28 protein-coding genes are annotated in these 25,255 nt (G+C 72.2%); 8 read left to right on the forward strand and 20 right to left on the reverse strand.

The window, feature by feature from the left end; translation table 11 throughout:
- Positions 1-195: 195 nt before the first annotated feature.
- From DDJ31_RS18240 to DDJ31_RS18250, 3 genes are read right to left on the reverse strand one after another with little or no spacing between them, the layout of a single operon-like run.
- Positions 196-1,236, reverse strand: coding sequence for a hypothetical protein (locus DDJ31_RS18240; RefSeq protein WP_240678161.1), 1,041 nt, complete (start codon positions 1,234-1,236; stop codon positions 196-198).
- On the reverse strand, positions 1,233-2,102 hold the full coding sequence (locus DDJ31_RS18245) for a hypothetical protein (protein ID WP_240678160.1): 870 nt from the start codon (positions 2,100-2,102) through the stop codon (positions 1,233-1,235). The genes DDJ31_RS18240 and DDJ31_RS18245 overlap by 4 nt, the downstream gene beginning before the upstream one ends.
- A complete protein-coding gene (locus DDJ31_RS18250; RefSeq protein ID WP_127179223.1) occupies positions 2,099-2,848 on the reverse strand; it encodes a hypothetical protein in 750 nt (249 codons plus the stop codon). Before DDJ31_RS18250 ends, DDJ31_RS18245 begins: the two co-directional genes overlap by 4 nt.
- Positions 2,849-2,951: 103 nt before the next feature.
- On the opposite strand from DDJ31_RS18250, the gene DDJ31_RS18255 reads away from it, so the two are divergent.
- On the forward strand, positions 2,952-3,314 hold the full coding sequence (locus DDJ31_RS18255; RefSeq protein ID WP_127179222.1) for a DsrE family protein: 363 nt from the start codon (positions 2,952-2,954) through the stop codon (positions 3,312-3,314).
- Here the strand turns inward: DDJ31_RS18255 and DDJ31_RS18260 are convergent, their stop codons facing one another.
- From DDJ31_RS18260 to DDJ31_RS18270, 3 genes are read right to left on the reverse strand one after another with little or no spacing between them, the layout of a single operon-like run.
- Positions 3,315-3,599, reverse strand: coding sequence for a DUF397 domain-containing protein (locus tag DDJ31_RS18260; protein ID WP_127179221.1), 285 nt, complete (start codon positions 3,597-3,599; stop codon positions 3,315-3,317). It lies immediately after the preceding gene.
- Between the two features lie 13 nt (positions 3,600-3,612).
- A complete protein-coding gene (locus DDJ31_RS18265; protein ID WP_127179220.1) occupies positions 3,613-3,819 on the reverse strand; it encodes a DUF397 domain-containing protein in 207 nt (68 codons plus the stop codon).
- On the reverse strand, positions 3,801-4,643 hold the full coding sequence (locus tag DDJ31_RS18270; RefSeq protein ID WP_127179219.1) for a helix-turn-helix domain-containing protein: 843 nt from the start codon (positions 4,641-4,643) through the stop codon (positions 3,801-3,803). The genes DDJ31_RS18265 and DDJ31_RS18270 overlap by 19 nt, the downstream gene beginning before the upstream one ends.
- 185 nt (positions 4,644-4,828) lie before the next feature.
- On the opposite strand from DDJ31_RS18270, the gene DDJ31_RS40045 reads away from it, so the two are divergent.
- Positions 4,829-5,050: a hypothetical protein gene (locus DDJ31_RS40045; RefSeq protein ID WP_348542092.1), complete on the forward strand. Its 222-nt coding sequence runs from the start codon at positions 4,829-4,831 to the stop codon at positions 5,048-5,050.
- 304 nt (positions 5,051-5,354) lie between these two features.
- On the opposite strand, the gene DDJ31_RS18280 is transcribed toward DDJ31_RS40045, so the two are convergent.
- The 7 genes from DDJ31_RS18280 to DDJ31_RS18310 form a co-directional block, all read right to left on the reverse strand.
- Positions 5,355-5,615 carry a DUF3099 domain-containing protein gene (locus DDJ31_RS18280; protein ID WP_127179218.1) on the reverse strand — a complete coding sequence of 87 codons (261 nt, stop codon included), beginning with the start codon at positions 5,613-5,615 and terminating at the stop codon, positions 5,355-5,357.
- A 97-nt stretch (positions 5,616-5,712) separates the two neighbouring features.
- Positions 5,713-6,000: a DUF1416 domain-containing protein gene (locus tag DDJ31_RS18285; protein WP_004986406.1), complete on the reverse strand. Its 288-nt coding sequence runs from the start codon at positions 5,998-6,000 to the stop codon at positions 5,713-5,715.
- A gap of 37 nt (positions 6,001-6,037) precedes the next feature.
- Positions 6,038-6,877 (reverse strand): sulfurtransferase, encoded by an 840-nt coding sequence (locus tag DDJ31_RS18290; protein WP_127179217.1) that lies wholly within the window; start codon positions 6,875-6,877, stop codon positions 6,038-6,040.
- 338 nt (positions 6,878-7,215) lie between these two features.
- Positions 7,216-7,968 (reverse strand): LmeA family phospholipid-binding protein, encoded by a 753-nt coding sequence (locus tag DDJ31_RS18295; protein ID WP_127179216.1) that lies wholly within the window; start codon positions 7,966-7,968, stop codon positions 7,216-7,218.
- 134 nt (positions 7,969-8,102) lie between these two features.
- The gene (locus DDJ31_RS18300; RefSeq protein WP_240678159.1) at positions 8,103-9,650 is read right to left on the reverse strand and encodes a hypothetical protein; all 1,548 of its coding nucleotides are present in this window, start codon (positions 9,648-9,650) and stop codon (positions 8,103-8,105) included.
- A gap of 2 nt (positions 9,651-9,652) precedes the next feature.
- The gene (locus tag DDJ31_RS18305; protein WP_093835683.1) at positions 9,653-9,907 is read right to left on the reverse strand and encodes a MoaD/ThiS family protein; all 255 of its coding nucleotides are present in this window, start codon (positions 9,905-9,907) and stop codon (positions 9,653-9,655) included.
- Positions 9,908-9,965: 58 nt separating this feature from the next.
- A complete protein-coding gene (locus DDJ31_RS18310; protein WP_127179215.1) occupies positions 9,966-10,802 on the reverse strand; it encodes an alpha/beta hydrolase in 837 nt (278 codons plus the stop codon).
- Positions 10,803-10,974: 172 nt separating this feature from the next.
- Here DDJ31_RS18310 and DDJ31_RS18315 point away from each other — a divergent pair, with 172 nt between their 5' ends.
- The 5 genes from DDJ31_RS18315 to DDJ31_RS18335 all read left to right on the forward strand — a co-directional run bounded on the left by DDJ31_RS18315 (position 10,975) and on the right by DDJ31_RS18335 (position 16,554).
- The gene (locus DDJ31_RS18315; RefSeq protein WP_127179214.1) at positions 10,975-11,754 is read left to right on the forward strand and encodes a response regulator transcription factor; all 780 of its coding nucleotides are present in this window, start codon (positions 10,975-10,977) and stop codon (positions 11,752-11,754) included.
- A gap of 95 nt (positions 11,755-11,849) precedes the next feature.
- A complete protein-coding gene (locus DDJ31_RS18320) occupies positions 11,850-12,872 on the forward strand; it encodes a LacI family DNA-binding transcriptional regulator (RefSeq protein WP_127179213.1) in 1,023 nt (340 codons plus the stop codon).
- Positions 12,873-13,026: 154 nt separating this feature from the next.
- Positions 13,027-14,220: a S1C family serine protease gene (locus DDJ31_RS18325; protein WP_127179212.1), complete on the forward strand. Its 1,194-nt coding sequence runs from the start codon at positions 13,027-13,029 to the stop codon at positions 14,218-14,220.
- Positions 14,221-14,371: 151 nt separating this feature from the next.
- Positions 14,372-15,106 carry a response regulator transcription factor gene (locus DDJ31_RS18330; protein ID WP_127179211.1) on the forward strand — a complete coding sequence of 245 codons (735 nt, stop codon included), beginning with the start codon at positions 14,372-14,374 and terminating at the stop codon, positions 15,104-15,106.
- Positions 15,103-16,554 carry a HAMP domain-containing sensor histidine kinase gene (locus DDJ31_RS18335; protein ID WP_127179210.1) on the forward strand — a complete coding sequence of 484 codons (1,452 nt, stop codon included), beginning with the start codon at positions 15,103-15,105 and terminating at the stop codon, positions 16,552-16,554. Before DDJ31_RS18330 ends, DDJ31_RS18335 begins: the two co-directional genes overlap by 4 nt.
- Positions 16,555-16,642: 88 nt before the next feature.
- On the opposite strand, the gene DDJ31_RS18340 is transcribed toward DDJ31_RS18335, so the two are convergent.
- From DDJ31_RS18340 to DDJ31_RS18345, 4 genes are all read right to left on the reverse strand, one after another.
- Positions 16,643-18,427 (reverse strand): ABC transporter ATP-binding protein, encoded by a 1,785-nt coding sequence (locus DDJ31_RS18340; protein ID WP_127179209.1) that lies wholly within the window; start codon positions 18,425-18,427, stop codon positions 16,643-16,645.
- Between the two features lie 94 nt (positions 18,428-18,521).
- On the reverse strand, positions 18,522-18,647 hold the full coding sequence (locus DDJ31_RS39685) for a hypothetical protein (protein WP_276319308.1): 126 nt from the start codon (positions 18,645-18,647) through the stop codon (positions 18,522-18,524).
- Positions 18,648-18,806: 159 nt separating this feature from the next.
- Positions 18,807-18,932, reverse strand: coding sequence for a hypothetical protein (locus tag DDJ31_RS39690; RefSeq protein WP_276319307.1), 126 nt, complete (start codon positions 18,930-18,932; stop codon positions 18,807-18,809).
- A 277-nt stretch (positions 18,933-19,209) separates the two neighbouring features.
- Positions 19,210-21,036 carry a bifunctional metallophosphatase/5'-nucleotidase gene (locus tag DDJ31_RS18345; RefSeq protein WP_127179207.1) on the reverse strand — a complete coding sequence of 609 codons (1,827 nt, stop codon included), beginning with the start codon at positions 21,034-21,036 and terminating at the stop codon, positions 19,210-19,212.
- Between the two features lie 169 nt (positions 21,037-21,205).
- On the opposite strand from DDJ31_RS18345, the gene mshD reads away from it, so the two are divergent.
- A complete protein-coding gene (gene mshD, locus DDJ31_RS18350) occupies positions 21,206-22,132 on the forward strand; it encodes a mycothiol synthase (protein ID WP_127179206.1) in 927 nt (308 codons plus the stop codon).
- Here mshD and DDJ31_RS18355 read toward each other — a convergent pair.
- From DDJ31_RS18355 to DDJ31_RS18365, 3 genes are read right to left on the reverse strand one after another with little or no spacing between them, the layout of a single operon-like run.
- Positions 22,089-22,844: an ABC transporter gene (locus DDJ31_RS18355; RefSeq protein WP_240678158.1), complete on the reverse strand. Its 756-nt coding sequence runs from the start codon at positions 22,842-22,844 to the stop codon at positions 22,089-22,091. The genes mshD and DDJ31_RS18355 overlap by 44 nt on opposite strands.
- Entirely contained in the window at positions 22,841-24,367 is a 1,527-nt protein-coding gene (locus DDJ31_RS18360) for an ABC transporter permease (RefSeq protein ID WP_127179205.1), read from the reverse strand. The genes DDJ31_RS18355 and DDJ31_RS18360 overlap by 4 nt, the downstream gene beginning before the upstream one ends.
- The gene (locus DDJ31_RS18365; protein ID WP_127179204.1) at positions 24,364-25,227 is read right to left on the reverse strand and encodes an ABC transporter ATP-binding protein; all 864 of its coding nucleotides are present in this window, start codon (positions 25,225-25,227) and stop codon (positions 24,364-24,366) included. The genes DDJ31_RS18360 and DDJ31_RS18365 overlap by 4 nt, the downstream gene beginning before the upstream one ends.
- Positions 25,228-25,255 lie beyond the last annotated feature (28 nt).

Raw genomic sequence — 25,255 nt, forward strand, 5'->3', positions numbered from 1 at the left:
ACAGCTTCTTCACGGTCAGCCCGGCGAAGGCGAGAACGCCGACGCAGACCAGGACCAGCAGGGCTTCGAAGAATGCCTCAAGCACGGGGTGCTCCTTGGACGTGGTGGTGCGGTACTAAGGCCGGGCCCCAGCTTAGTCGGCCGGGGCCCGGACCTCCGCGTGAGGTAGGCCCTGCGAGGGAACGGGCCAGGGGATCAGCCCAGGAGCTGGCTCTGCAGGACGACCGTCTGCTGGAACGGCACGGCCGCCGCCCGCCCCTCGCGGCTCTGGACGACCAGCGCGAGGACGTCACCGGCGGAGAGGTAGGCGTGCCTGACCTGCTCGGGACCGTAGGGCGCCATCTCGTTGTAGGCGGAGCGCTGCACCCGGTCGATGTCGGTCTGGGGCGGGAAGCCGTCGTCGAAGAGGGAGACGTCGGTGCCGCGCAGCCGGAAACCGGGGGCGCTCGCCGGTGCGACCCGCTCCGTGAACAGGTCGTGCACGACCACCCCGGAGCCGAACCTGAGCAGGTAGATACGGGTGCGGGTGCCGTCGGTCGTGGTCCAGCCGCGGGCGGCGATGTACCGCAGGCCGCGGTCCGTGAGCGCCGTCCGCAGCGCGTCGCGCTCGCTCGCCTCGGAGTACTCGGCGAGGAAGGTGCCGGTGGGGAGCCAGCCGTCGGAGCCGCGCAGGGCGGGGTCCTCCTTCGCCCCCTTCGGCGCGGGCAGCACCAGGGCGCGCAGGTCCGCGTGGTGCGCCTCGGCCGGGTTGGAGTCGGCGAACGGCCCGGGGCTGCCGGACGGCAGCGGGGGCCTGGTGAGCGTGGGGTACTCCCACCGGCCGTCCGACGCGGTCGCGAGACCGGGCACGTCGGTCCGCTCCATCGTGCCGATCCCGTAGGCGGTCCCGGCCCCGACGGCCCCGAAGACGACGGCGACGGCGACGGCGGTCCAGCGCAGGACGGCACGCAGCACGCGACGGTCGGGGCGGGGGGCCAGCGGGGGCGGGGTGGCGGGCAGAGGCGGGGTGGCGGGCAGAGGCGGGGTGGCGGGCAGAGGCGGGGTGGCGGGCAGAGGCGGGGTGGCGGGCAGAGGCGGTACGACGATGGCCGCCGGGCTCTCTGTCTGCGTCTCGGTCTGCGTCTGGGTCTGGGTCTGTGTCTGTGCCGGTGTCTGTGTCTGGGCCTGCGTCTCGGTCGTCGTTTCGCTCTGTGTCTCGGTCGTCGTTTCGCTCTGCGTCTCGGTCTGCTCGGTCATACCGCCTCCCCGGGCTCCGCGATGCGGTCGAGCTGGGCGGTGAGGAGCGTCGCGGCGCCCTTCGTGTCCAGGGGCCACACGCCGTTCATGACGGCCGTGACGATGATGTCGCCCCGCGCGGCGAAACACCACAGCCGGTCGATGTCCTCGCGCAGCTCCGCGGGCTGGAGGAAGCACTTGGCGTCCTTGTGCCGCTTGACCGCGGGGCCCGCGCGGAAGACGCGGAGGGCGTCGATGGCCCGGGTGAGGGCGGTCATCTGCTCCCGCGCCTGCGCCCGGCTGTCCACCCGGGTCAGGATGAGGCTCGCGGTGTAGACGCCCTTGTTCTCGCTGCGGCTGGCCAGTTCGCCGCTGAGGTAGCTGCGCATGGCCATTCCCTTGACGGGGTGCTCGTCGTACTGCTTCTCCAGTTGCCGACGCTCGGTGCGGGGCAGCGCGCTCAACTCCTCCTTGCGCAGGGCCTGCGCGCGGGCGCCGCTCAGTTCGGCGTCGGAGCCGAACGACTGGAAGTCCGGGCCGCGGCTCCAGTCGCCGGTGCCGTAGGGCACGAGCAGCGCGCCGAGCCCCTTCGCCGATGCGGGCGCCGCCTCGACGGGCTTGCTGTCCTGGAACTCGAAGGAGGGCTTGCCCGGGTCGCGGTCGGCGTCCCGCACGGTGACGACGGTGGCACCGACACCGGCGAGGACGGCACAGGCGAGCACGGCGCCCCCGACGACGCGGGCGACCCGGCGACGGCGACGCGGCGGGGCGGGCGGGGCGCAGCCGTCATCGCCGGCGGGCGCGCTCACGGGGTGCTCGACGGAGGCGAGTTCGGACCCGGAGGGCTCCCCTTCCGGACGTTCGGTCTCAGGGTGCTCCTCGCTCACAGCCGCTCCAACTGCCGCTCGGCGAGATCCGTGATCGTCGCCTTGGGGATCCGCTTGGTGTCAGTGATCCAGATCTTCATGACGATGTCACCGCGGTGGGCGAAGGCCGTGGCGGTGTACAGGGGCCCGTATCCGAACTCCCGGATCGGCTCGGGGTCCGCGTACGCCAGGCCGCTGCCGGTACCGGGGACCGGCCAGCCCTCCCGGGCGACCCCGTCGATGTCCGCGTACAGGTCACTCCACTCGTAGCCGTCGACCTCGAGGACGTTCTCCTGCCGGTACTGGGCCAGCACGACCCCCGTCTGCCGGTCGCCCTGCGCCCACTCAGCGACGACGGCCCGGCGGAACCCCTCTGACATCAGGCTGCGGAAGGACGAATCCAGATCGACGAAGAAAGTGGAGTACTCGGCGAGGTCCACCCAGCCGTCGACGCCGGACAGGTCGGACTTCCGGGCCCCGGCCGGCTTCTCCACCAGCAGCTTGCGGAGGTCACCGTCGGTCCTCACCTGACGGTCCCGGGCGGCCGACAGCGGCTCGGGCCCCGGCCCCTTGGCCTGCGCGAGCACCGGCTGGGCCAGGGAGGGCAGCCGGGTCGGTGCGCGGTCGGCCTGCACGAGGTAGCCGACGCAGGTGCCGGCGACGACACCGAGAACGGCGGCGCAGGCGATGAGCGGCGCGGTGCGGCTCCGCCGGGGAGCGGGTCTCTCCTCCGGGGTCGGTGGTGCGGCTGGTTCTGGTGTCGCCAAGGCGTCCCCCCACGGAACACACGATGTACGTGCCTCATGCACGCTTCACAGGAGACTCATGGGTCGCACCGCCGGTTGTAACGGGGCTGATTACGATTCGGGCATGGCGAAGAAGCTAGTGATCAAGGTGACGGCCGGCGCGGACTCCCCGGAACGCTGCTCGCAGGCGTTCACGGTCGCCGCGGTCGCGGTGGCGAGCGGCGTGGACGTGTCCCTGTGGCTGACCGGCGAGTCGGCGTGGTTCGCGCTGCCGGGGCGCGCGGCGGAGTTCGAACTCCCGCACGCGGCACCGCTGCAGGATCTGCTGGCGGCGATCGTCACCGGGGGCCGCGTCACCCTGTGCACCCAGTGCGCGGCCCGCCGGGACATCACGGAGAAGGACGTCATCGAGGGCATCCGCATCGCGGGGGCGCAGGTCTTCGTCCAGGAGACGATGTCGGACGGGACGCAGGCGCTGGTCTACTGATCAGCCCCGCAACGAACCCCACTTGACGGCACCGACGAACACACCCCAGGCGCCCGCCTCGAAGACGAGGGGGGCGCGGCGGGGATCCTTGCTGTCACGGACGGGAACGACGGGGAGGTTACCGACGAACTCCAGACACTGGCCGCCGTCCTGGTTGCTGTAACTGCTCTTACGCCAGACAGCAGCGCTCAGGAGGTCAACGGAGATCTCGACGCAGTCTCCGCCGGTGGTGTTGCTGTAACTGCTCTTACGCCAGTTCACGTTGCGCAGATCGACGACTCGCACAGGATCTCCTCCACTACCCGAAGAGGTCGCCTCGCTTGACCGCACCCGCGAACACCGACCACGCACCCGCCTCGAAGACGAGGGGCGCGCGGCGGGGATCCTTGCTGTCACGGACGGGGACAACGGGGAGACCACCGGCGAACTCCAGGCACTCGCCACCGGTCGCGTTGCTGTAACTGCTCTTGTGCCACGTCACGTTGCTCAGCTCGACGGTTCGCACCGTAACTCCTCCAACATCCGCAGAATGAATGCCCGTGACTCGGCAGGGGACAACGCCAAGTCACGAACTGCTTCGTAGCTACGCTGAAAGTACTCAACTCGGCCTGGTTCTTCGATCAGTTCACCACGTTCATCGTTCTCCGTATAGACCACTGTGACACCGTCCAACTGACGCAGAAACATCACGGCGGTATTCCTCAAGCCATGCAGCCCGGCGCTGAACGGCAGGACGTAGATCGTGACTCTCGGGCGCTCCATAACCTCCAACAGGTATGCCAGTTGCTCCTTCCACGCCTGCTTGTCAAGCAGAGGTGTACGCACAACCGCTTCAGAGAAAATCGCCCGAAGTGGTGGCGCGTCGTCACGCTCCAGCAACAACCGTCGTCCCACGCGAGCTTCGACCTGCTGGTCCAGATCATCGCCCACGAGGCCGCCCGCCGCGAGTGCCTCACGGGCGTACCCGCGCGTCTGAAGCAGACCCGGCGGAGCGCTGGGCGAGTAATGCCATAGAGCCACCGCCTCCTGCTCCAACTCCATGTACCGCCGGTACTGCTCCTTGAACTGTTTCGGGTCCGCCACCGCCACCTCCCACATCGCCAGCAGCAGCCCCGGTGTTCCGTAGAACCCGTCCAGTGCCTGGGCCACCTCCGGGCTGCCCAAAGTCGCTCCGCTCTCCAGTTTTCCGAAGAGGCTCGGGTCCCAGCCGACCGTTTCCGCCAGTTGGCGCAGGCTCAAGTCGCGTTCCGCTCTCAGGAGTCGCAGCTCCTCCGCGTAGCGGCGTCGGGGCTCCTGGCTCCGTCCTGTGATGACTCTTCTCGGCGGCATCTCGTCGCGTCCTCCCCGGAGCGTGGAACTTGTGGAATTAACGAGCCCGGAACCGGAAGAACCGCACGTCAACGGCGTTTCTCGGCTGTGTATGGGCCATGCTCGTCCCACCCCCGAACACCCAGAGTAATGCTCTGATCGCATTGCGTGGGCATGTTGACGAGTTGGATGAACGGAGCTGAGTCATGACGACAGAGCCCTTCGAGCCCGGCACGCTGCTCTACGATCCGGCCACGCAGAAGGTCGGTGAGTACCAGGACACCCTCGGGCGGCACGCCATGCTGCGGCCGGTCGGTGGTGGTATCGAGTGGGAGGCGGACCCGGCGACGCTGCGGCCGCCCACCCAGGACGAGCGGCTGCGCAGCGGCGTCAAGGCGGCGAACGCGCGCGCCGGGCGGCCGGCGTGAGTGTGCCGGGGCACGACGACCCCACCCGGCCGCCGCTGCCCTTCCGCGGGTGCCCGACCTGCGGCGAACTCGACCGGCGGCGGGATCGCGCGCGGGCCGAGTACGACCGCAGCGCCGAGACCGACGCCAACGTGCTCATGCGGCAGCATCAGAGGAAGGAGCACCGCCCGTGAGCGGGAGGAGGAGGGACGACGCCTTCTGGAGCGGTCTGCTCACCCTGATCAGCGTCGGCGGTCTGGTGACCACCCTCGTGCTGACCGCCGTCCGGCAGCGGTGAGCCGGCGGCGTTGAGCTGACGGCGAAGCTAACGGCGTCGTTTCTTGCCGTCCAGTTCGTCCCACCACTCGTCGGACTTGGGGTCGCCGGACGGATCGTCCCACCAGCGGTCCTCCGGCCCCCTGCGGTTCGCCACCATCGCGGCGAACGGCGGGATCACCATGGCGACGACGCACATCCCGACCGCGGCCGGTACGGACCAGATGCGTACCACGCCCCAGGCGAGGACGAACAGCCCGATGCAGATCGCCATCATCACGAAGTAGACGCGCCGTCGGCGTGCGTACATGTCTCCAGGGTAGGTCGGGATGCCCCGGGTGACGACATGGCGGAGGGCCGCCCCGGATGTCGACCCGCACATCCGTGGCGGCCCTCCGCCGCGCGCCTCAGACCGCGATCGCGACCTCCGCGAGACCGCCCTGCTGGGCGACGACCGTGCGGTCGGCGGTGCCGCCGGGAACGAGGGCGCGGACGGTCCAGGTGCCCTCGGCCGCGTAGAAGCGGAACTGCCCCGTCGCGGAGGTCGGCACCTCCGCGGTGAACTCGCCCGTCGAGTCCAGGAGACGGACGTACCCCGTCACAGGTTCGCCGTCACGCGTCACCTGGCCCTGGATGGTGGTCTCACCGGGCTTGATCGTCGAGGCGTCCGGGCCGCCGGCCTTCGCTCCACACATGTCTTCGTCCTTCAGGTCGCAGCGGATGAGCTGGGGGTTACTTGGCGGCGCCGAGCTCGATCGGGACGCCGACGAGCGAGCCGTACTCGGTCCAGGAGCCGTCGTAGTTCTTGACGTTCTCCACGCCGAGCAGCTCGTGCAGCACGAACCAGGTCAGGGCGGAGCGCTCACCGATGCGGCAGTACGCGATGGTGTCCTTGGCCAGGTCGACCTGCTCGTCGACGTACAGCTGCTTCAGCTCGTCGTCCGACTTGAAGGTGCCGTCGTCGTTGGCGTTCTTCGACCACGGGATGTTGCGGGCCGAGGGGACGTGACCCGGGCGCTGCGACTGCTCCTGCGGGAGGTGCGCGGGGGCGAGCAGCTTGCCGGAGAACTCGTCGGGCGAGCGCACGTCGACCAGGTTCTGGGCGCCGATCGCGGCGACGACGTCGTCACGGAAGGCGCGGATCGCGGTGTTCTGCGGCTTGGCCTTGTACGAGGTCTCGGCGCGCTCGGGGACGTCCTCGACCAGCTCGCGGGCGTCCAGCTCCCACTTCTTGCGGCCGCCGTCGAGGAGCTTGACGTTGTCGTGGCCGTAGAGCTTGAAGTACCAGTAGGCGTAGGACGCGAACCAGTTGTTGTTGCCGCCGTAGAGGATCACCAGGGTGTCGTTGGCGATGCCCTTGGCGGAGAGGAGCTTCTCGAAGCCCTCCTGGTCGACGAAGTCGCGGCGGACCGGGTCCTGGAGGTCCTTGGTCCAGTCGATGCGGATCGCGTTCCTGATGTGGTTCTTCTCGTAGGCGGACGTGTCCTCGTCCACCTCCACGATCGCGATGCTGGGGTCGTCCAGGTGTTCCTGGACCCAGTCGGCGTCTACGAGGACGTCGCTGCGGCTCATGGTCTTTCTCCTCCGGGGCAGTTGCGGCGGGGCGTGCGGGTGCGGGGGGTGCGGGGGCTTTCGCCGGGAGCGGCGAGCGGCGCGCACCGATGCCCTGAGCAGGGCGGGGAGAGACGCGGAGGCGGGAAGGAGCCGTCCGCTCAGAGAGGGCGACAGAGCATGGCGGCGACGCGGCACAGGTCGACTGCCCGCCGCTTCGTGAGATCCGCCTGTCGCTTCATGGTCCCGATCGTAGGGACGGACAGCGGGACATGCCACCGCCGTGTCGTATTTTGAGACACGATTGTCCGGCATGTGAGAAGGGTGCGAAAAACGGGTGCGCTGCGATCCGGACCGTCCTACCCGGCCAGCTTGACGTCCGAACCCTTCACGGTGATCTCCACGCCGTTCTTCGCCGCCTCGACCTTGTCCAGGCGGATGCCGCCGGGCAGGTCGTCGATGCGCTGCTGGAAGTCGGTGATGGAGCGGATCGTCCGCTCGCCGAGTTCGATCGAGCCGAACTTCGGCAGCGCGTCGGCGTGCACCTTCACGGTGTCGTCCTCGACGGCCACCGTGCTCATGACGTACAGCGGTCCCGGCACCCGCACCCCGAGGACCGTCGCCTTGAGCGCGACCTTGATCTTGCCGCCCCCGCCGTCGGAGAGGCCGATCACCTGCGCGGTGGCGCCCGGCGCGACCTGCGTCGGCTCGGCCTTCGCCGTCTTCAGCAGCTCGGCGTAGGAGATACGCGCGGTGCCGGTGGCGTCGGCCGCCGTCGCGGAGCTGAAGTCGCCGGAGAACTCGACGCCCTTCATCCGCGCCTCGAGGTTCTCGATCCGGATCGACGACGGCGCGCCGTCCCCGGCCGCCGCGCCGGTGTCCGCCTCGTAGTCGTCGATGCCTATCGTGACGTCGTCGAGCGTCCCGGTCGCGACCTGGGTGAGGAACGGGAAGCCGGCGATCGTCACATCGGGCGTCGCCGACAGGTTCTCGCTGGTCTTCAGCCGGTCGGCGACCTCGCCCTCGGCGAAGTGCAGCGCGAGCCGGTCCGCGAGCACGAACAGGCCCCCCAGGACCACGACGACGATCAGAAGTGTGCGCAGGGCACGCATGCGGTCTTCCCCACCTCGGCGGTCGACGACGGTTCGGTTCCCGACGTCCGGATGTCCGTCCTCGGCGAGACTAACCCTCGCCAGGGGCCGGGCCGGAACTCTGTCGATCAGCTGTGACAACCGGCCGGGACCCGTTATCCGAGGGCTCGCCCCAGTACGTACACGCACGGCGCCGCGGCCGTCAGCGGCAGCGCGATGCCCGCCGTGAAGTGCACGAACCGCGACGGGTAGTCGTAGCTCGCCACCCGGTGCCCGATCAGCGCGCAGACCGCCGCGCCCGCGCCGAGCAGCGCGCCCTTCGCGCCGAGGTCCGTCAGCTGTCCGACGACGATCCCCGCGCCCGCCGCCGCGACCACCGAGACGATCACGGAGGCCGCCGTCGGCAGCGGCAGCGCGCGGGCGAGCAGCGCCACCGCGACCGCGGCCGCGCCGACCGACACCGCGTGCGGCGCCGACCCCAGGTAGCCGGCCGCCATGATCGCCAGCGCGGCCGAGGTGACGGTGGCCATCAGGCCGTACATCCGCTCGTCCGGGTCGGCGTGCGAGCGGAGCTGGAGGACGAGGGTGAGCAGGACCCAGACGCCGATGGTGCCGAGGATCGCCGCCGGGGCGTTGGGGCGGCCCGCCGCCAGCAGCACCGCGTCCGCGACCAGCGCGCCGAGGAAGGCGAGGGCGATGCCCTGGCGGGCGGGCCACATGCCGTTCAGCCGGAACCAGCCGGCCGCGGTGAGGCCCTGGAGGGCGACCAGCGGCACGAGCAGCGCCCAGGAGCCGACGGCGGCCGTGCCCGCGAGCAGCAGTCCGAGCAGCGCGGTGAGCGCGGCGGGCTGCATGCCGGGTTCGATGACGGGCGAGCGGCCTTCGAGGCGGGCCCGCTGCGCGTCCGTCACCCGGGCGTTGCCCGCGAGGGTCGCGGGACCGTATCCGGCGGCGCCGGGCGCGGCCGGGACGGAGGCGTCGGCAGGACCGGAAGCCCCGGTGGCCCCGGAAGCCGCAGAAGCCGCGGAAGCCGCGGAAGCCGCGGAAGCCGCGGCAGGGGCAGCGGGGGTGGGCGCGGCGGCCGGGGCGAAGGCGGGCGCGGGGGCGGCACCCGGCACGGGGGCGGGCTGCTGCCACGCCTGCTGCGCCTGCGCCTGCGCCTGTGCCTGTGCCTGTGCCTGTGCCTGTGCCTGTGCCTGTGCCTGTGCCTGCTGAGCGTGGTGCGTCTGGTGTGCCTGCTGAGCGTGGTGCGTCTGCTGCGACTGGTACGCCGGGTGGGGCTGTTGTGCCTGATACGCCTCATGCGGCTGCTGCGGCTGCTGCGGCTGGTACGCCTGCTGGGGCTGCTGCGGCTGGTACGCCTGCTGGGACTGCTGCGGCTGCTGATACGCCTGGTGCGGCTGGTGGCCCTGGCCGTGGTTCTCCGCCGGGAGCGGTGTGCCCGTCACCCCGTACTGCTGCGGGCGCTGGGGTCCGCCCGGCCGCCGTGCGGGGTCGTCCACCGCGGCGAGCGGGGGCTGGAGCTGGGTGTCCCAGGTCTGGCCCTGCCACTGCTGGGCGTACTGCGGCTCGGCGTGCGGGTCCGTCTGCGGGTCGCCGGCGCCCTGGTACCCCTGCCACGCCTGCCGCTGCTGCTGCGGTGGCTGCTGCTGGTACGGGTCGTAACCGCCCTCGTGCGACCCCTCGTACGGCTGGTTGGTCATCCTCACCCTCCTGCGAACGGCGGGAGGACCTCGACCGTCCCGCCGTCGGCCAGCGGTACCGTCTCATGCCCGCGGGTTCCCACGGGGTCACCGTCGATCAGGAACGAGCATCGCCGCAGTACGCGGGTGAGTTCACCGGGGTGTCGCGCGCGCACCGCGGCCAGCGCGTCGGCGAGGGTGGCCGCGTCGAACGGCTCCTCGGCGACCCCGGCGGCGGCTTTCGCGGCGGCCCAGTAGCGCACCGTGACCTCTGGCATCGGTCCCTCGATCGATCGGGTGTCGTACGGGCGTACAACAGACGTACCCGCGCCCAGGCTAGCCCGCCCGCCGTGCCGCCCACTCCCCCATCCGGGCGAGGAGGGCGTCGTCGGCCGCGTGCTCGGCGTGGCCCATGCCCGGCTCCAGCCAGAGTTCGCCGTGGTCACCGGCGGCGGCGGCCAGCATCCTGGGGTGGTCGAGGGGGAAGTAGCCGTCCCGGTCGCCGTGCACGATCAGCAGCGGGGTGGGCGCGATCCTGGCCGCCGCCTCGGTCGGGGAGACCGGCACCGGGTCCCAGTCCCGGTGGTGGATGCGGGTGCGCAGCCCGTAGCGGCCGACCAGCCGGCCCTCGGGCCGGGTCACCAGCCAGTGCAGCCTGCGCATCGGCGCGGTGCCCCGGTAGTACCAGCGGGCCGGTGAGCTGACCGAGACGACGGCGTCGGCGCCGCCGCGCAGCGCCGCGTGCCGCAGCACCACCGAGCCGCCCATCGAGAAGCCGACGGTCACCACGCGCGCGTGCCCGCGCTCCCTGGCCCAGGCCACCGCCGCCGCCAGGTCGAGGACCTCGCGGTCGCCGACCGTGGAGCGGCCGCCGGAGGCGCCGTGGCCCCGGAAGGAGAAGGTGACGACGGCGCCGTACCGCGCGAACACCTCCGCCACCCTTCGAACGTGCGGGCGCTCCACGGCGCCCGTGAAGCCGTGGGCGACGACGAACACCAGGTCACCACCGGGTGGCCGGGAGGCGTCGTATACGACCCGGGACGGTTCGTATACGGAATCGATCGGCACTCCGTCTTCCGTGTGCAGAAACGTCCGCAAACGTGCGCCTCTGGTCGTCTCGGGATGCGGACGAACCATGGAACGCGCCACACGACCTGCCGGACCCATGCTCATGTCGGCTATTCTGCTGGGCAGAGGACTCGGGCAGTGAAGCCCCCGGGTCCTTTTGTGCTTTCGGAAGCGTTGTATACGAAGCGGGAAACCGCAGGTGTACGGAGCCCCCGGGATCGCAGAGCCAGTGCCGTACCGCACACGTCCTCGCAGGGACCGAGGAGGAACCAGACGTATGAGTTCTCTGCTGCTCCTGACCAACGCCCTCCAGCCGTCCACGGAGGTGCTCCCCGCTCTCGGCCTGCTCCTGCACAACGTGCGGGTCGCGCCGGCGGAGGGACCCGCCCTCGTCGACACCCCGGGTGCCGACGTCATCCTCATCGACGGGCGCCGCGACCTCCCCCAGGTGCGCAGCCTCTGCCAGCTGCTGCGCTCCACCGGACCCGGCTGTCCGCTCGTCCTCGTCGTCACCGAGGGCGGCCTCGCCGCCGTCACCGCCGACTGGGGCATCGACGACGTCCTGCTCGACACCGCCGGACCCGCGGAGGTGGAGGCGCGGCTGCGGCTCGCCATGGGCCGGCAGCAGATCGTCAACGACGACTCCCCCATGGAGATCCGCAACGGCGACCTGTCGGTCGACGAGGCGACGTACAGCGCCAAGCTCAAGGGCCGGGTCCTCGACCTGACCTTCAAGGAGTTCGAGCTCCTCAAGTACCTCGCCCAGCACCCGGGCCGGGTCTTCACCCGCGCCCAGTTGCTCCAGGAGGTCTGGGGCTACGACTACTTCGGCGGCACCAGGACCGTCGACGTGCACGTACGGCGGCTGCGCGCCAAGCTCGGCCCCGAGCACGAGTCGCTGATCGGCACCGTCCGCAACGTGGGTTATCGATTCGTTACCCCGGAGAAGGGCGACCGCTCGGGCGACGAGGCCAAGGCCAAGGCGGCCCGCGCAAAGACGGCGGATGCGGACGAGACGGCCGCTCTGGACAGCGTCGAGGCACACGTCGAGGCATGACCGTCCCCGGGCGGGGCCCGGCCCGTGTCCAGCGGGTCGCGAGGAAGCTCTCGTACGCCCTGCCCGGCGCGGGTCTCTCCGCGTAGACTCCGCGCGTGGCCAAGGTGACTAGGGATGATGTGGCGCGGCTGGCAGGGACGTCGACTGCCGTCGTCAGCTATGTCATCAACAACGGACCCCGGCCGGTCGCCCCGGCCACCCGCGAGCGTGTCCTCGCCGCGATCAAGGAACTGGGGTACCGGCCCGACCGGGTCGCGCAGGCCATGGCCTCCCGGCGCACCGACCTGATAGGGCTGATCGTCCCCGACGCCCGCCAGCCCTTCTTCGGGGAGATGGCGCACGCGGTCGAACAGGCCGCCTCCGAGCGCGGGAAGATGGTCCTGGTCGGGAACTCCGACTACATCGCCGAGCGCGAGGTCCACTATCTGCGGGCCTTCCTCGGGATGCGGGTCTCAGGACTGATCCTGGTCAGCCACGCCCTCAACGACCTGGCCGCCGCCGAGATCGACGCCTGGGACGCCCGGGTGGTGCTGCTGCACGAGCGGCCCGAGGCCATCGACGACGTCGCCGTCGTCACCGACGACCTCGGCGGCGCCCAGCTCGCCGTCCGCCATCTCCTGGAGCACGGCTACGAGTACGTCGCCTGCATGGGCGGCACCGCCGACACCCCCGCCATAGGCGACCCGGTCTCCGACCACGTCGAGGGCTGGAAGCGCGCCATGGACGAGGCGGGACTGCCCACCGAGGGACGGCTCTACGAGGCGCCGTACAACCGCTACGACGCCTACAAGGTCGCCCTCGAGGTGCTGGCGGGACCCGACCGGCCGCCCGCGTTCTTCTGCTCGACCGACGACCAGGCGATCGGCCTGCTGCGCGCGGCCCGCGAGCTGCGCATCGACGTGCCGGGCCAGTTGGCGGTGGCCGGGTTCGACGACATCAAGGAAGCGCCGCTCGCCGACCCGCCGCTGACCACCGTCGCCTCCGACCGGCCCGCGATGGCCCGCGCCGCCGTCGACCTGGTCCTGGACGACGGGCTGCGGGTGGCGGGCTCCCGGCGCGAGCGGCTGAAGACGTTCCCCTCGCGGCTGGTGCTGCGCTCCTCCTGCGGCTGCCGCTGACGGCTCCCGCCCGCTGACGACCGCTTCCATGAAGGGTTCCTGAGAGCCGGTCACGACCGGCGAGAGGGGCCTTTACATCGGACGAACAAGGTTCTGGCGGGCTTCTCAGCGGGCGCTCAGGAACCTCTCATGGTCGCGGGACAAGCTCTCTCACATGACCGAGAGCTTCCGCCGCAGCGGCGAGGACGAGCACCCCTACCAGGGCGCCGAGCAGCACAGCCAGCAGCAGGCCGCCTCCCCCGTGAGCCCCGAGTGGCCGCCCCCGCCGGCCCACCGGCCCGCGCCGGCGCCGGGGTACGAGGCGCAGGCCGGGTACCCCGGACAGGCCGCGTACGGCGCGCCGGGCGGCTACGGCGGGCACGGCGGCCATGGCAGCCATGGCGACGACGGCCAGGGCGACGGCGGGCACGGCGGGGACACCGCGCTGCTCGCGCCCCCGGCGGCGCCGCCCGCGAAGCCCCGGCGGGCGCGGGGGCCGCTCGCCCTGCTCGCCGCCGTCGCGATCGTGGCGGCGGCCGTGGGCGGCGGCACCGCCTACGCCTTCCAGGAGCTGACCGGCACCGACCAGGTCGCCTCAAGCTCCACCAGCACCACCGTGGTGCCCTCCAGCAAGAAGGGCGACATCGCGGCCATCGCCGCCGCCGTCAGCCCGAGCATCGTCGAGATCAACGCCACCTCGAACTCCGGTGAGTCCACCGGGTCCGGCGTGATCATCACCAGCGACGGCGAGATCGTCACCAACAACCACGTCGTCTCCGGCGCCTCCACGATCAAGGTGCGCACCAGCGACGGCAAGAGCTACACCGCGAAGGTCGTCGGCACCGACAGCAAGAAGGACCTCGCCCTGATCAAGCTGGAGAACGCCTCCGGCCTCAAGACGGCCACCCTCGGCAACTCCGCGGGGCTCCAGGTCGGTGACACCGTCGTGGCGATCGGCTCCCCCGAGGGCCTGACCGGCACCGTCACCAGCGGCATCGTCTCCGCCCTCGACCGGGACGTCACCGTCTCCACCGACGAGAGCCAGAGCCAGGGGCAGGGCGGCCAGGGCGGCAGCGGGCAGTGGCCGTTCGAGTTCGGCGGCCGGCAGTTCAACGGCGACACCGGCTCCTCCACCACCACGTACAAGGCGATCCAGACCGACGCCTCGCTCAACCCCGGCAACTCCGGCGGCGCCCTGATCGACATGAACGGCAACATCATCGGTATCAACTCCGCGATGTACTCGGCCAGTTCGTCCAGCTCCTCGTCCTCGTCGGACGCCGGGAGCGTCGGCCTCGGCTTCGCGATCCCCGTCAACACCGTCAAGTCCGACCTGGCCGCGCTGCGGGCCGGCGGGTCCGACAGCTGAACCCCGGCACCACGGGCAGCCGGGAGCACGTCATGATCCAGCAGGTGTCCCACCGGGCCGCGCGCGCCGGGCGGGCTCCCGCACGGGCCGCGAAACGTGCGAGGCTGACAGAGACCGCCCCCTACCGCCGCACCCCGAGGAACCACGACCGATGAGCCCCGCCGATGGCGACCGTGACCCGCAGCGCATCCTGATCGTCGACGACGAGCCGGCCGTGCGCGAAGCACTCCAGCGCAGCCTCGCCTTCGAGGGGTACGACACCGAGGTCGCGGTGGACGGCGCGGACGCCCTGGAGAAGGCCACCGCCTACCAGCCCGACCTGGTCGTCCTCGACATCCAGATGCCGCGCATGGACGGCCTGACCGCCGCCCGCCGGATGCGGGGCGCGGGCACCACCACACCCATCCTGATGCTGACCGCCCGCGACACCGTCGGCGACCGGGTGACGGGCCTCGACGCGGGGGCCGACGACTACCTCGTCAAGCCGTTCGAGCTGGACGAGCTGTTCGCCCGCATCCGCGCCCTGCTGCGCCGCAGCTCCTACGCGGCGGCCGTGGCGGGCGCCGTCCAGGAGGACGAGGCGCTCACCTTCGGCGACCTGCGCATGGACCTCGCCACCCGCGAGGTCACCCGCGCCGGACGCCCGGTGGAGCTGACCCGCACCGAGTTCACGCTCCTGGAGATGTTCCTCGCGCACCCGCGCCAGGTCCTCACCCGTGAGCAGATCCTGAAGGCCGTCTGGGGCTTCGACTTCGAACCGTCGTCCAATTCGCTCGACGTGTACGTCATGTACCTGCGCCGCAAGACCGAGGCGGGCGGCGAGCCGCGTCTGGTACACACCGTGCGGGGCGTCGGGTACGTGCTGCGCCAGGGCGGCGCCGAGTGAGCAAGGTCGGCCGCCGCTTCCGCGCCCTGCCGATCAGGGCGCGGCTGTCGCTGCTGGTCGCCGCCGCGGTGGCGTTCGCGGTGGCCGCGGTGTCGGTGACCTGCTGGTTCATCGTGCAGGGGAAGCTGTACGACCAGCTCAACAACGACCTCCAGCGCGGGATGCGCGGCCCCGGCCAGATCCAGCAGGCCGAGATCGCCATCAACAACTGCTCCGAGTCGCCGCAGGGCAACGGGTTCTTCCGCAACAACTACTCGCAGGTGGTCACGGAGACCGGCCGGGTCTGCGTCACGGACGACTCGACCGGCACGGTCAAGGTCACCCAGGCCGACAAGAACGAGATCAAGGACGGCGACACCTCCCGGGTCTACTTCCGCAACGGCACCGACGGCGACGGCAACGCGGTGCGGATGATGACCCGCCCGCTCGGCCCCATCACCACGGCGGGCGGGCAGACCGGCCCGTACATCGGACTGATCGTCGCGGTGCCGCTCAAGAGCACCGAGACCACGCTCAACGACCTGGCCCTGATACTGCTGCTGGTCTCCGGCATCGGGGTGCTCGGCGCCGGGGCCGCGGGGCTCGCCGTGGCGCGGGCCGGGCTGCGTCCCGTCGACAACCTCACCGAGGCCGTCGAGCACGTCGCCCGCACCGAGGACCTCAGCATCCGCATCCCGATCGAGAACGACGCCGAGGACGAGGTGGCCCGCCTCTCCCACTCGTTCAACTCGATGACCACGGCCCTCGCCAACTCCCGTGAGCTGCAACAGCAGTTGATCGCGGACGCCGGGCACGAGCTGCGCACCCCGCTCACCTCGCTGCGCACCAACATCGAGCTGCTCGCGCGCAGCGAGGAGACCGGGCGCCCGCTGCCCGCCGCCGATCGCAAGGCGCTGCTGGCGTCGGTGAAGGCGCAGATGACGGAGCTGGCGGCGCTGATCGGCGACCTCCAGGAGCTGGCCCGCGCGGAGGGGCAGCGCGGTGAGCGCGTCCAGGTGGTCTCCCTGGAGGACACCGTCGAGTCGGCGCTGCGCCGGGCGCGGCTGCGCGGACCCGAACTGACCATCAGCGCCGACCTCCAGCCCTGGTTCGTGCGGGCGGAGCCGTCGGCGCTCGAGCGGGCGCTCGTCAACATCCTCGACAACGCGGTGAAGTTCAGCCCGGAGGGCGGCACGATCGAGGTGCGTCTCGACGGCGGTGTCCTGACCGTCCGCGACCACGGCCCCGGCATCCCCGAGGACGAACTCCCGCACGTCTTCGACCGGTTCTGGCGTTCCCCGAGCGCCCGCGCGCTGCCCGGCTCGGGGCTCGGCCTGTCCATCGTGGCCCGCACGGTGCAGCAGGCGGGCGGCGAGGTGGCGCTGACCCGGGCCCCCGACGGCGGCACGGTGGCCACCGTCCGCCTGCCCGGCGCCCCCACCCCGCCACCGGCCGACCCGCCGCTGTAGCCCGACCAGCCCGACCGCCTCCGGGCCCCGGCCTTCCGAAGGCCGGGGCCCGCCGCTGTGCGGGGCCGGGTCGCCGGCACAGCTCCGCTCACCAGCGCAGGATCAGCGTCTCCTCGGTGGTCCGCGGGGTGTCCGTGACGGTGTCCGGGAGAGGGTGGGCCAGGCGGGCGTAGACGCCGGCCCGGGTGAGGAGTTCGTGGTGGGTGCCGGACTCCACGAGCCGGCCGCCGTCGACGACGAGGACGCGGTCCGCGTCCGGTGCCAGGCTCAGATCGTGGGTGATCATGATCGTCGTGCGGCCCGCCATCAGCCGGCGCAGCGGCCGTACCACCTGGCGGGCGGCGACCGCGTCGAGGCCGGCCGTCGGCTCGTCCAGGATCAGCACCGGCGCGGCCCGCAGCATGGCGCGGGCGATGGCGATCCGCTGGAGCTGGCCGCCGGAGAGGGCGGCCGTGCCGGGGGCGAGGGGGGTGTCGTAGCCGTCGGGCAGGGCGGTGACGAAGTCGTGGGCCGCCGCGTCGCGGGCCGCGCGTTCGATCTCGGCGTCGCTCGCGCCGGGGCGCCCCCAGCCGATGTTCTCGCGGATCGTGCCGCTGAGGACGAGGGTCTCCTGCGGGAGCAGCGCGACGTTCTCCCGCAGGAAGGCGAGGGGCAGGTCGGGCAGCGGCACGCCGTCCAGGGTGATCGTGCCGCGCGCCGGGTCGTAGAAGCGGGTCAGCAGTCTGGAGAGGGTCGACTTGCCCGCCCCGCTCGGCCCGGTGACGACGACGAGTTCGCCGGGTCCCGCGGTGAAGCCGATGTCGCGCAGGGAGGCGCGCGGGGAGCCCGGGTAGCGGAAGGACACCCCGCGCAGGGCGAGCCGTCCGCGCACCGGCCAGGCGGGGTGCGGGTGTTCGGGGTCGGTGACGGCGGGTTCGGCGTCCAGGATCTCGCCGAGCCGGTGGGCGCCCGCGGTGGCGGCGGTGAGGCTCAGCCCGAGCTGGCCGAGGCTGCGGACCGGCGGGTAGAGGTAGCCGATGAAGGCGGCGAAGGCGAGGAGCTGGCCGAGGGTCATCCGGCCGGCCGAGATCTCCCAGACGCCGACGCCGATCACCGCGAGCACGCACACCGTCTCGACGACCTCGACGAACTGCTCGTACAGCTCGCTCAGCCGGGCCCCGCGCACGGCGGCCCGCATCCAGGCGCGTGCCTCGCGGTCGAGCCGCCGTTCCTCGTCGGCGCCGCGGCCGTACGCCTGGGTGAGGACGACGTTGCCGAGGGACTCCTCGACGACGGAGGTGATGGCGCCGTCGGCGGCCCGCTCGTCCCGGGACGCCGTCCTGACGCGGCCGGCGAAGCGGCGGGCGGCCAGCAGGAAGAGCGGGGCGAGGCCGAAGGTGACCAGGGCCAGGCCCCAGCGGAGGTAGAGGGCGGCGCAGGCATAGAACACCGCGGAGAAGGCGGCGGAGATCGCGCCGACGACCCCGGAGACGACCAGTTGCTCGATGGCCTCGACGTCACCGGTGAGGCGTTCCACGAGGTCGCCTCTGCGGTGCCGCTGGAAGAAGTGCGGGGGCAGTGTCTGGACGTGCCGGAAGACGGCCGCCCGCAGCCGCAGCACGAAGCGTTCCGCGGTCCAGGTGGCGAGCGAGTTGCCGAGGTAGCCGACGAGCGCGCCCAGCACGGCCACGCCGAGCCAGGCGCAGGCCGGGGCCCAGAACGCGGTGAGCGAACCGGCTCGCAGGGCGGTGTCGGTGAGGTGCGCGAAGAGCAGGATGGAGGCGGTCTCGGCGAGCGCGGACAGCACCACGCAGCCGACGATCACCAGCAGCCGTCCGCGGTCGCCGCGGGTCAGTGGCCAGAAGCGGCGGAAGGCCGCGCGGACGTCCGTCATGTTCGGGTGCTCCCTGGGGTGGGGGTGACACGCCGAGGCGGGGCCGCCGGGCGAGCGTCGTGCGCTCACCGGTGACCCCGCCTCGTGGCGTGCGTCAGCGCTGGTGACCGACCGGGCGGCGGGTGGCGGCCCGCTTCGGCGCGGGCTTCCTGGCGGCCGGCTTCGGGGCCTGGGCGGGCTTGCGGGTCTTCTTGACGGGGGCGATCTTGTGGAAGCTCATGGCGTTCTCCTCGGGTCGGGATCGGAGTCGGGATCAGGATCGGAGTCGGAGTCGGAGTCGGAGTCGGAGTCGGAGTGCGACTCGGGCTCAGACTCAGGCAAGAAACCTTTTTGCTTGCGCTTGATTTACGTCAGTAAATTCTGAGTGAGGTTCCCTGAATTACTTGTGGCCGACCGGGCGGCGCTTCGGCGCCCGCTTCGGGGCGGGCTTCTCCGCGGCGGCCGGGCGGGCGGCGGGAGCGGCCTTGTGCGCCTTCTTGACCGGGGCGATCTTGTGGAAGCTCATGGTGTTCTCCTTCGGTTCGGCGACGCCTTCCGCTGCCGCGGCGCCGTTCGCTTTCGACATGGAAAACACTACGGGATATTCGAAGCCGGGAAAGCTATTTCACCTTAGACCTGAATAAGACTGGATGTGCATTTCCTCTGAAAATAAAAACTACGTCGCGATCAGGAACCGGACCGGCGCTCACACAGGTTTTATCCCAGGCATGCGAAAGGCGGCCGTGTCGAGGACACGGCCGCCTTTCGGGACTCGGGAGGTACGTCCGCTGTGCGGGGAAGGGCTACTGGACGATCGTGATCCGGTTCGTCGTCGGCGGGGCCAGCGGTGCGGCGGCCGAGGAGTTCGCGGTCAGGTAGTCGGTCAGCGCCGCCAGGTCGTCGTCGCCGACCAGCGGGGAGGTGCCCTGCCCGAGGGTGGTGAAGCCGTCGCCGCCGCCCGCGAGGAACGAGTTCGTCGCGACGCGGTAGGTGGCCGCCGGGTCGACGGCCGCGCCGTTCAGCTTGATCGAGGCGGTGACGACCCGGTCGGCGCCCGACTTCGTCAGGTCCAGGGTGTACGTCAGGCCCGAGGACGGCTGGAGGATCTTCGGGGCGCTCGCGTTGGAGCCGCTCACCTGCTCCTTCAGCACCTGGATCAGCTGGGCGCCGGTGAGGCTCTGGAGGTTCACGGTGTTGGCGAACGGCTGGACGGTGAAGCCCTCGGCGTAGGTGACCACGCCGTCGCCCTCGGCGCCCGAGGCCGCGTAGGTGAGGCCGGCGCGGACACCGCCCGGGTTCATCAGCGCGACGCTGGTCGCCGGGTCGAGCTTCTTGCCGTACGCGAGCTGCGCGTCCGCGATCAGGTCGCCCATCGGGGACTCGGTGCCGGTGTTCGGCACGTCGGCGGAGATGTAGCCGACGGCGCGGTTGCCGATCGGGGCCGCGAGGGTGTTCCACTTGCCGATCAGGCTGGTCATGTCGGCCGCCTTGGGGACGGTCCTGGTGACCACGTGGTTGGCCGACTTCACCGACGTCCTGGCGATGTCACCGGTGCGGCGGTCGTAGGTCAGCGTGGTGTCGGTGTAGAGCCGGCCGAAGGACGCGGCCGAGGTCACCATGCGCGGCTTGCCCGCCGGGTCCGGGACCGTGCAGACGTACGCGTTGTGCGTGTGGCCGGTGACCAGCGCGTCCACCGAAGGCGAGACGTTCTTCGCGATGTCGACGATCGGGCCGGAGATGCCGCTGCCCGCGCCGGTCGCGTCGCAGTCGTAGTTGTAGTTGCCCGAGGCGGGCAGGCCGCCCTCGTGGATCAGCGCGACGATCGACTTCACGCCCTGCTTCTGGAGCACCTTGGCGTACTTGTTGATCGTCTCGACCTCGTCCTTGAACGTGAGGCCCTTGACGCCCTCGGCGGAGACGACGCCCGGGGTGTTCTCCAGGGTCACGCCGATGAAGCCGATCTTGACGTCCTTCTTCTTCCACACCCAGTACGGCGCGAGGACCGGCTTGCCGGTCTTCTCCTTGAGCACGTTGGCGGCCAGGTAGGGGAAGTCGGCGCCCTTGAACTTCTTGTCCGTGTAGCAGCCGGCGGTGGGGTGGCAGCCGCCGTTCTGGAGGCGGCCCAGCTCGGCGGCGCCCTCGTCGAACTCGTGGTTGCCGACCGAGGTGACGTCCAGGTCCAGCTTGTTGAGCGCCTCGATGGTGGGCTCGTCGTGGAAGAGGCCCGAGATCAGCGGGGAGGCGCCGACCATGTCGCCGCCGGCCGCGGTGATCGAGTACGCGTTGCCCTTGCGGGCCTGGCGCAGGTGGGTGGCGAGGTACTCCACGCCGCCCGCGTCGACCGTCTTGGTGGTGCCGTCGGCCTGGAGTTCGCTCACCCGGCCCGAGGACCCCGACGGCGGCTCCAGGTTGCCGTGCAGGTCGTTGAACGACAGCAACTGGACGTCCTGGTAGCGGCTCTGCTGGCTGTGCCCGTGGCCGTGACCCGGCTTGTTGTCGTGCGCGTCCGCGGGCATCGCGGCGGCCAGCGCGCCGGCCGTGGCGAGCCCCGCCGAGGCCGCCAGGACGCGGAGCGAGCGCCGTCTGAGCCGCTGCCGGCGCGGCTGGGAGGAGGTGGAGTTGGCAGGCATGCGCCCCCCTGTGTGTCTGCTGAGATGAGTGGGCCCCGTGCGGCGCAGCCTAGGGTCAACGCGCGTAGCGCGACAGGGGGTTCCGGGTTACATCCTGGTTTCCCTTTGTCTTTTCCTTTGCTGCCGCTTTGCCGCCTCCTGCGGGCGCCGTCGCCGTACCCTCGTACGCATGACCAGCGACGACACCGCACGGACCGCCCCGGCCCGCTCCATCGAGACCCGTACCGCGCTCACCCCTGACCAGACCGAGGCCGTCCTCGCCCTGCTCGCCGAGGCGGCCCGTGAGGACGGCCAGCACGCGGTGTCCGAACAGGGCAGGCTGCATGTGCGCGGCGGCGCCCGGGACGGCATCGCGCATCTGCTGCTGACCGTCGACGGCGAACTCGCGGGCTACGCCCAGCTGGAGGACACCGACCCGGTGGAGGCGCCGGCCGCCGAACTCGTCGTCCGCCCGGCCAGGCGCGGGCACGGGCACGGGCGGGCGCTGGGGGTGGCGCTGCTGGCCGCGTCCGGGAAGCGGCTGCGGGTGTGGGCGCACGGCGGTCACCCGGCCGCCCGCCACCTCGCGCAGGTCCTCGGCCTCACCCTGTTCCGCGAACTGCGGCAGATGCGGCGGCCGTTGACCGATCTCGAACTACCCGACCCGGTGCTGCCCGACGGTGTCTCGGTCCGGCCGTTCGTGCCGGGCCGGGACGACGCGGCGTGGCTCGCGGTGAACGCGGCGGCCTTCGCCCACCACCCCGAGCAGGGCTCCCTCACCCAGCGCGACCTCGACGACCGGGTGGCCCAGCCGTGGTTCGACCCGGCCGGGTTCTTCCTCGCCTTCCGCGGCGGGGAACTCGTCGGTTTCCACTGGACGAAGGTGCACGCGGACGACGGCCTCGGCGAGGTGTACGTGCTGGGGGTGCGCCCGGGGCAGCAGGGCGGCGGCCTCGGCAAGGCCCTCACCACGATCGGCCTGCGCCACCTCGCCGCGTCCGGCCTGCCGACGGCGATGCTGTACGTGGACGCCGACAACAAGGCCGCGGTCGCGGTCTACGAGCGGCTCGGGTTCACGACGTACGAGACGGACCTGATGTACCGCTCGGAATCCTGAGCCGGGCGCCGGGCTCGCGCAGGGCCACCGCCGCCGCCAGCGCCGCCGCCACCAGCAGCGCCGCCCACCGGTCGTGGGCGGCGGCCCAGTCGTCGTCGCCCGGTGTCACGAGCAGCGACGCGCGCTCCGGCAGGAACAGCGGGGTGAGCACGGCCGCCAGCAGCACGGCCGCGGCCACCTGCCGTCCCGGCTCGGCGGCCTGGCTCAGCCGCGTCGCCGTCACGGCCGCCGCGACGGCCAGCACGCAGGTCGCCGCCGCCTCCACGGTGATCGCACCGGCCGGAGGGCGGGTGCGGGCGGGCATGGCCAGCAGGGTCACCGTCCACCACAGGGCGGTCGGCACGGCGGCGAGGGCGATCCGCAGGGTGGTGCGCAGCGCCCGGCCGGTGGGGACGGTGGCCGTGGTGTGGCGGGCCGGGTCGTCCAGCAGGAAGGCCAGGCCGAGCGCGTAGAGCAGGACGGCGGTCCGCAGCAGGTTGACGGCGAGCCAGGGGCTCGGTGGCGCGTCGGCCAGCCGGGGGCCGCCGGTCAGCAGCGGCCCGAGCGCGGCGGTCACCGCCAGCGTCCGCCAGGGCAGGGCGCGCAGGACGGGCGGGGCGAGCGCGGTGAGCAGCGCGGCCCTGGACGGCGCGGCCGCCCGCGCCGCCGCGCGCCGCGCCTCCCCCTCGGTCGCCGGCCGGCGCCTCGTGCCGTCGGAGGTGGGGCCGCTCACACGTCGCACCTGTCGTCCCCCTTCGGGGTCGGCATGCCCAGCAGGCTCGCGGCCTGCGCCGCGGTCACCTTGGCGGTCGTCAGTTCCGTCCAGTGGGCCTTGACCTTGGCGGCGACCTCGGCGCGCGGCCGGTCCAGGAGGGCGCGAACGACCTCGGTCTGGGCCTCTGTCATGGAGTGGGGCTCGGTCTGGGAGAGGACGATCGCGGAGCCGGTGGCGCTGTCGTCGAGGCGGACGTCGCGCAGCGCCTGGACGGGGTCGGGCAGCCCTGACAGGGCCAGCCACATCACCGTCACCGCGCGGCCGTCGCAGATCCGGCCCGCCTTCGCCTCGTCGCCCGCGACCAGCACCCCGGCGACGTCGGCCGCGAACTCGGGGACCCGGTTGCCGCCCCATTCGGTGCCGACGGTGACCTGGTGGGGCGCGGTGAGGGAGGGGAGGTAGGGGTCGGAGCCGAGGCCGTAGCGGGCTTCGACGCGCTGGCGCACCAGCAGGGGCCGGTCGTGGGCGGTGCCGCCCGCCACCGCGCGGACCTGGTCGGCGACCGCAGCCCAGCGCCCGGTGCGGGACGTCCACTCGGGGAAGGCGCAGTACGTCACGCCCGAGCGGCGCGCACAGCTCTGCTCCTTCTCGGGAGTGAGGGTGGCCCGCTCGCGGGCGGCGACGACGTCCGCGGGGACGGCGCCGGTCTGGATCGTCCCGCCGGTCACCGCGAGCGCCGCCGCGACGGCGAGGGCGCCCAGGGTGACCGGGCGGCGGCCGCCCGCCCGGACCACGGCGAGCAGCGCCAGGGTGAGGGCGAGCGCGGCGAGGTAGAGGGCGTGCCAGGCGGCGGGCCTGGCCAGCAGGTCGGAGGGGAGGGTCAGGGGGCCCGACTCGGTGACGACGGGGGCGAGCCAGCGGGTGTCGGGGGTGCCGTCGCCGTCCGGCATCGCCCCGCCGACGAACACCAGGAAGAGCAGCACGACGGCGACGGGCGCGGCGACCGCCGAGGGCAGCAGCCGGGCCAGCAGCACGCCGAGCGTGCCGAACAGCAGCACCGTCAGCGGTCCGGTCAGGAGTTCGGCGGGCGAGCCGTGGCCGACGGCGTCGGGCCGCAGCGCCTCGTACCCGAAGTGGGCGAGCACCCCGAGCGCGGTGACCAGGGTGACCGGCAGCAGGGACAGCGCGTGGGCGGCGGTCCTGGCGCCTGGGCCGAGGGCCAGGACCGCGAAGTGGCGTTCGGTGTCGCGGTGGCGGGAGCGCAGGACGGCGCGGTTGACGGCGAGCAGCACGGCGAGGGCGAGGAGGAGCGGGGCGTCCTGGGTGGCGCGGTCGGCGTCCTGGAGCGCCGGGTGGCCGTCCTGGAAGGCGGGGGTGTGCCACACCGTCCAGGCGGTGCAGGCGGCGAGGGCGACGAGGACGGGGACGCTCAGCAGCAGCCTGCGGCCTTCGACGAGGGCGAGGGCGAGGACGGCGGAGGCGGTGCGGGCGGGGCCCGCGGGTGCGGCGGCCGGGGCCGGCGTCAGGAGGGTGGTCGTCATGCCGTCACCGCCGTGTCGGTGTCGTCGAGGGTGAGCAGGTAGCCGTCCTCCAGGGTGGGCGGCAGGAGTTCGGCGCCGGGTGGCGGGTCGCCGACGTTGCGGAAGGTGCCGGTGCCGGTGCGCCAGCCGGCGTGCGCGCCCGGGTCGCGTTCGGCGCTGCTCCAGACGCGTCCGGCGGCGCGGTCGGTGAGTTCGGCGGGGGTGCCGTCGAAGCGGATCCGGCCGGCGGCCATGACCAGCACGCGGTGGCAGAGCATCGCGACGTCCTCGGTCTGGTGGGTGGAGAGCAGGACGGTGCGGCCCTCGCCCGCCTGGGCGATCAACTCCCGGAAGCGCATGCGCTGTTCGGGGTCGAGGCCGACGGTGGGTTCGTCCAGGACGACGAAGCCGGGGTCGCCGACCAGGGCGGCGGCGAGCGCGACGCGCTGCCGCATGCCGCCCGACAGCTTCTTGATGCGCTTGCCGCGCACGTCCGCGAGGCCGACCTCGCCGAGCACCCGGCTCACCTCGCGGTGGCGGGTGCCGCGGTCGGTCAGCTCCTTGAGGATCGCCACGTAGTCGACGAACGCGAAGGCGGTGAAGTCGGGGTGGAAGCCGGGTGTCTGCGGCAGGTAGCCGAGCGCGCGCCGCACCCGCCGGCGGCCCGCCGCGTCGGCGGGGTCGTGGCCGAGGACGGTGAAGGTGCCGCGGTCGGCGGGCACGGCGGTGGCCAGCACCCGCAACAGGGTCGTCTTTCCCGCGCCGTTGGGGCCGAGCAGCCCGGTGACGCCGGCGGTCAGCCGCAGCGACACGTCGTCGAGGGCGCGGGTGGCGCCGTAGCTCAGGCTCAGCCCGGTGGCGGAGACGGTGGGTGTCGTCATACGGCACTCCTGGTCGATGTGGGTTGCG

The organism is Streptomyces griseoviridis (assembly GCF_005222485.1).
Lineage (GTDB): Bacteria > Actinomycetota > Actinomycetes > Streptomycetales > Streptomycetaceae > Streptomyces > Streptomyces hintoniae.

What these genes read in the sequence shown, in the direction of transcription:
- DDJ31_RS18240 (WP_240678161.1), bottom strand. Translation starts at nt 1,236, where the DNA reads ATGACCGAGCAGACCGAGACGCAGAGCGAAACGACGACCGAGACACAG.
- DDJ31_RS18255 (WP_127179222.1), top strand. Translation starts at nt 2,952, where the DNA reads ATGGCGAAGAAGCTAGTGATCAAGGTGACGGCCGGCGCGGACTCCCCG.
- DDJ31_RS18270 (WP_127179219.1), bottom strand. Translation starts at nt 4,643, where the DNA reads ATGCCGCCGAGAAGAGTCATCACAGGACGGAGCCAGGAGCCCCGACGC.
- DDJ31_RS40045 (WP_348542092.1), top strand. Translation starts at nt 4,829, where the DNA reads ATGACGACAGAGCCCTTCGAGCCCGGCACGCTGCTCTACGATCCGGCC.
- DDJ31_RS18280 (WP_127179218.1), bottom strand. Translation starts at nt 5,615, where the DNA reads ATGTACGCACGCCGACGGCGCGTCTACTTCGTGATGATGGCGATCTGC.
- DDJ31_RS18285 (WP_004986406.1), bottom strand. Translation starts at nt 6,000, where the DNA reads ATGTGTGGAGCGAAGGCCGGCGGCCCGGACGCCTCGACGATCAAGCCC.
- DDJ31_RS18290 (WP_127179217.1), bottom strand. Translation starts at nt 6,877, where the DNA reads ATGAGCCGCAGCGACGTCCTCGTAGACGCCGACTGGGTCCAGGAACAC.
- DDJ31_RS18295 (WP_127179216.1), bottom strand. Translation starts at nt 7,968, where the DNA reads ATGCGTGCCCTGCGCACACTTCTGATCGTCGTCGTGGTCCTGGGGGGC.
- DDJ31_RS18300 (WP_240678159.1), bottom strand. Translation starts at nt 9,650, where the DNA reads ATGACCAACCAGCCGTACGAGGGGTCGCACGAGGGCGGTTACGACCCG.
- DDJ31_RS18305 (WP_093835683.1), bottom strand. Translation starts at nt 9,907, where the DNA reads ATGCCAGAGGTCACGGTGCGCTACTGGGCCGCCGCGAAAGCCGCCGCC.
- DDJ31_RS18310 (WP_127179215.1), bottom strand. Translation starts at nt 10,802, where the DNA reads ATGAGCATGGGTCCGGCAGGTCGTGTGGCGCGTTCCATGGTTCGTCCG.
- DDJ31_RS18315 (WP_127179214.1), top strand. Translation starts at nt 10,975, where the DNA reads ATGAGTTCTCTGCTGCTCCTGACCAACGCCCTCCAGCCGTCCACGGAG.
- DDJ31_RS18325 (WP_127179212.1), top strand. Translation starts at nt 13,027, where the DNA reads ATGACCGAGAGCTTCCGCCGCAGCGGCGAGGACGAGCACCCCTACCAG.
- DDJ31_RS18330 (WP_127179211.1), top strand. Translation starts at nt 14,372, where the DNA reads ATGAGCCCCGCCGATGGCGACCGTGACCCGCAGCGCATCCTGATCGTC.
- DDJ31_RS18340 (WP_127179209.1), bottom strand. Translation starts at nt 18,427, where the DNA reads ATGACGGACGTCCGCGCGGCCTTCCGCCGCTTCTGGCCACTGACCCGC.
- DDJ31_RS39685 (WP_276319308.1), bottom strand. Translation starts at nt 18,647, where the DNA reads ATGAGCTTCCACAAGATCGCCCCCGTCAAGAAGACCCGCAAGCCCGCC.
- DDJ31_RS39690 (WP_276319307.1), bottom strand. Translation starts at nt 18,932, where the DNA reads ATGAGCTTCCACAAGATCGCCCCGGTCAAGAAGGCGCACAAGGCCGCT.
- DDJ31_RS18345 (WP_127179207.1), bottom strand. Translation starts at nt 21,036, where the DNA reads ATGCCTGCCAACTCCACCTCCTCCCAGCCGCGCCGGCAGCGGCTCAGA.
- mshD (WP_127179206.1), top strand. Translation starts at nt 21,206, where the DNA reads ATGACCAGCGACGACACCGCACGGACCGCCCCGGCCCGCTCCATCGAG.
- DDJ31_RS18360 (WP_127179205.1), bottom strand. Translation starts at nt 24,367, where the DNA reads ATGACGACCACCCTCCTGACGCCGGCCCCGGCCGCCGCACCCGCGGGC.
- DDJ31_RS18365 (WP_127179204.1), bottom strand. Translation starts at nt 25,227, where the DNA reads ATGACGACACCCACCGTCTCCGCCACCGGGCTGAGCCTGAGCTACGGC.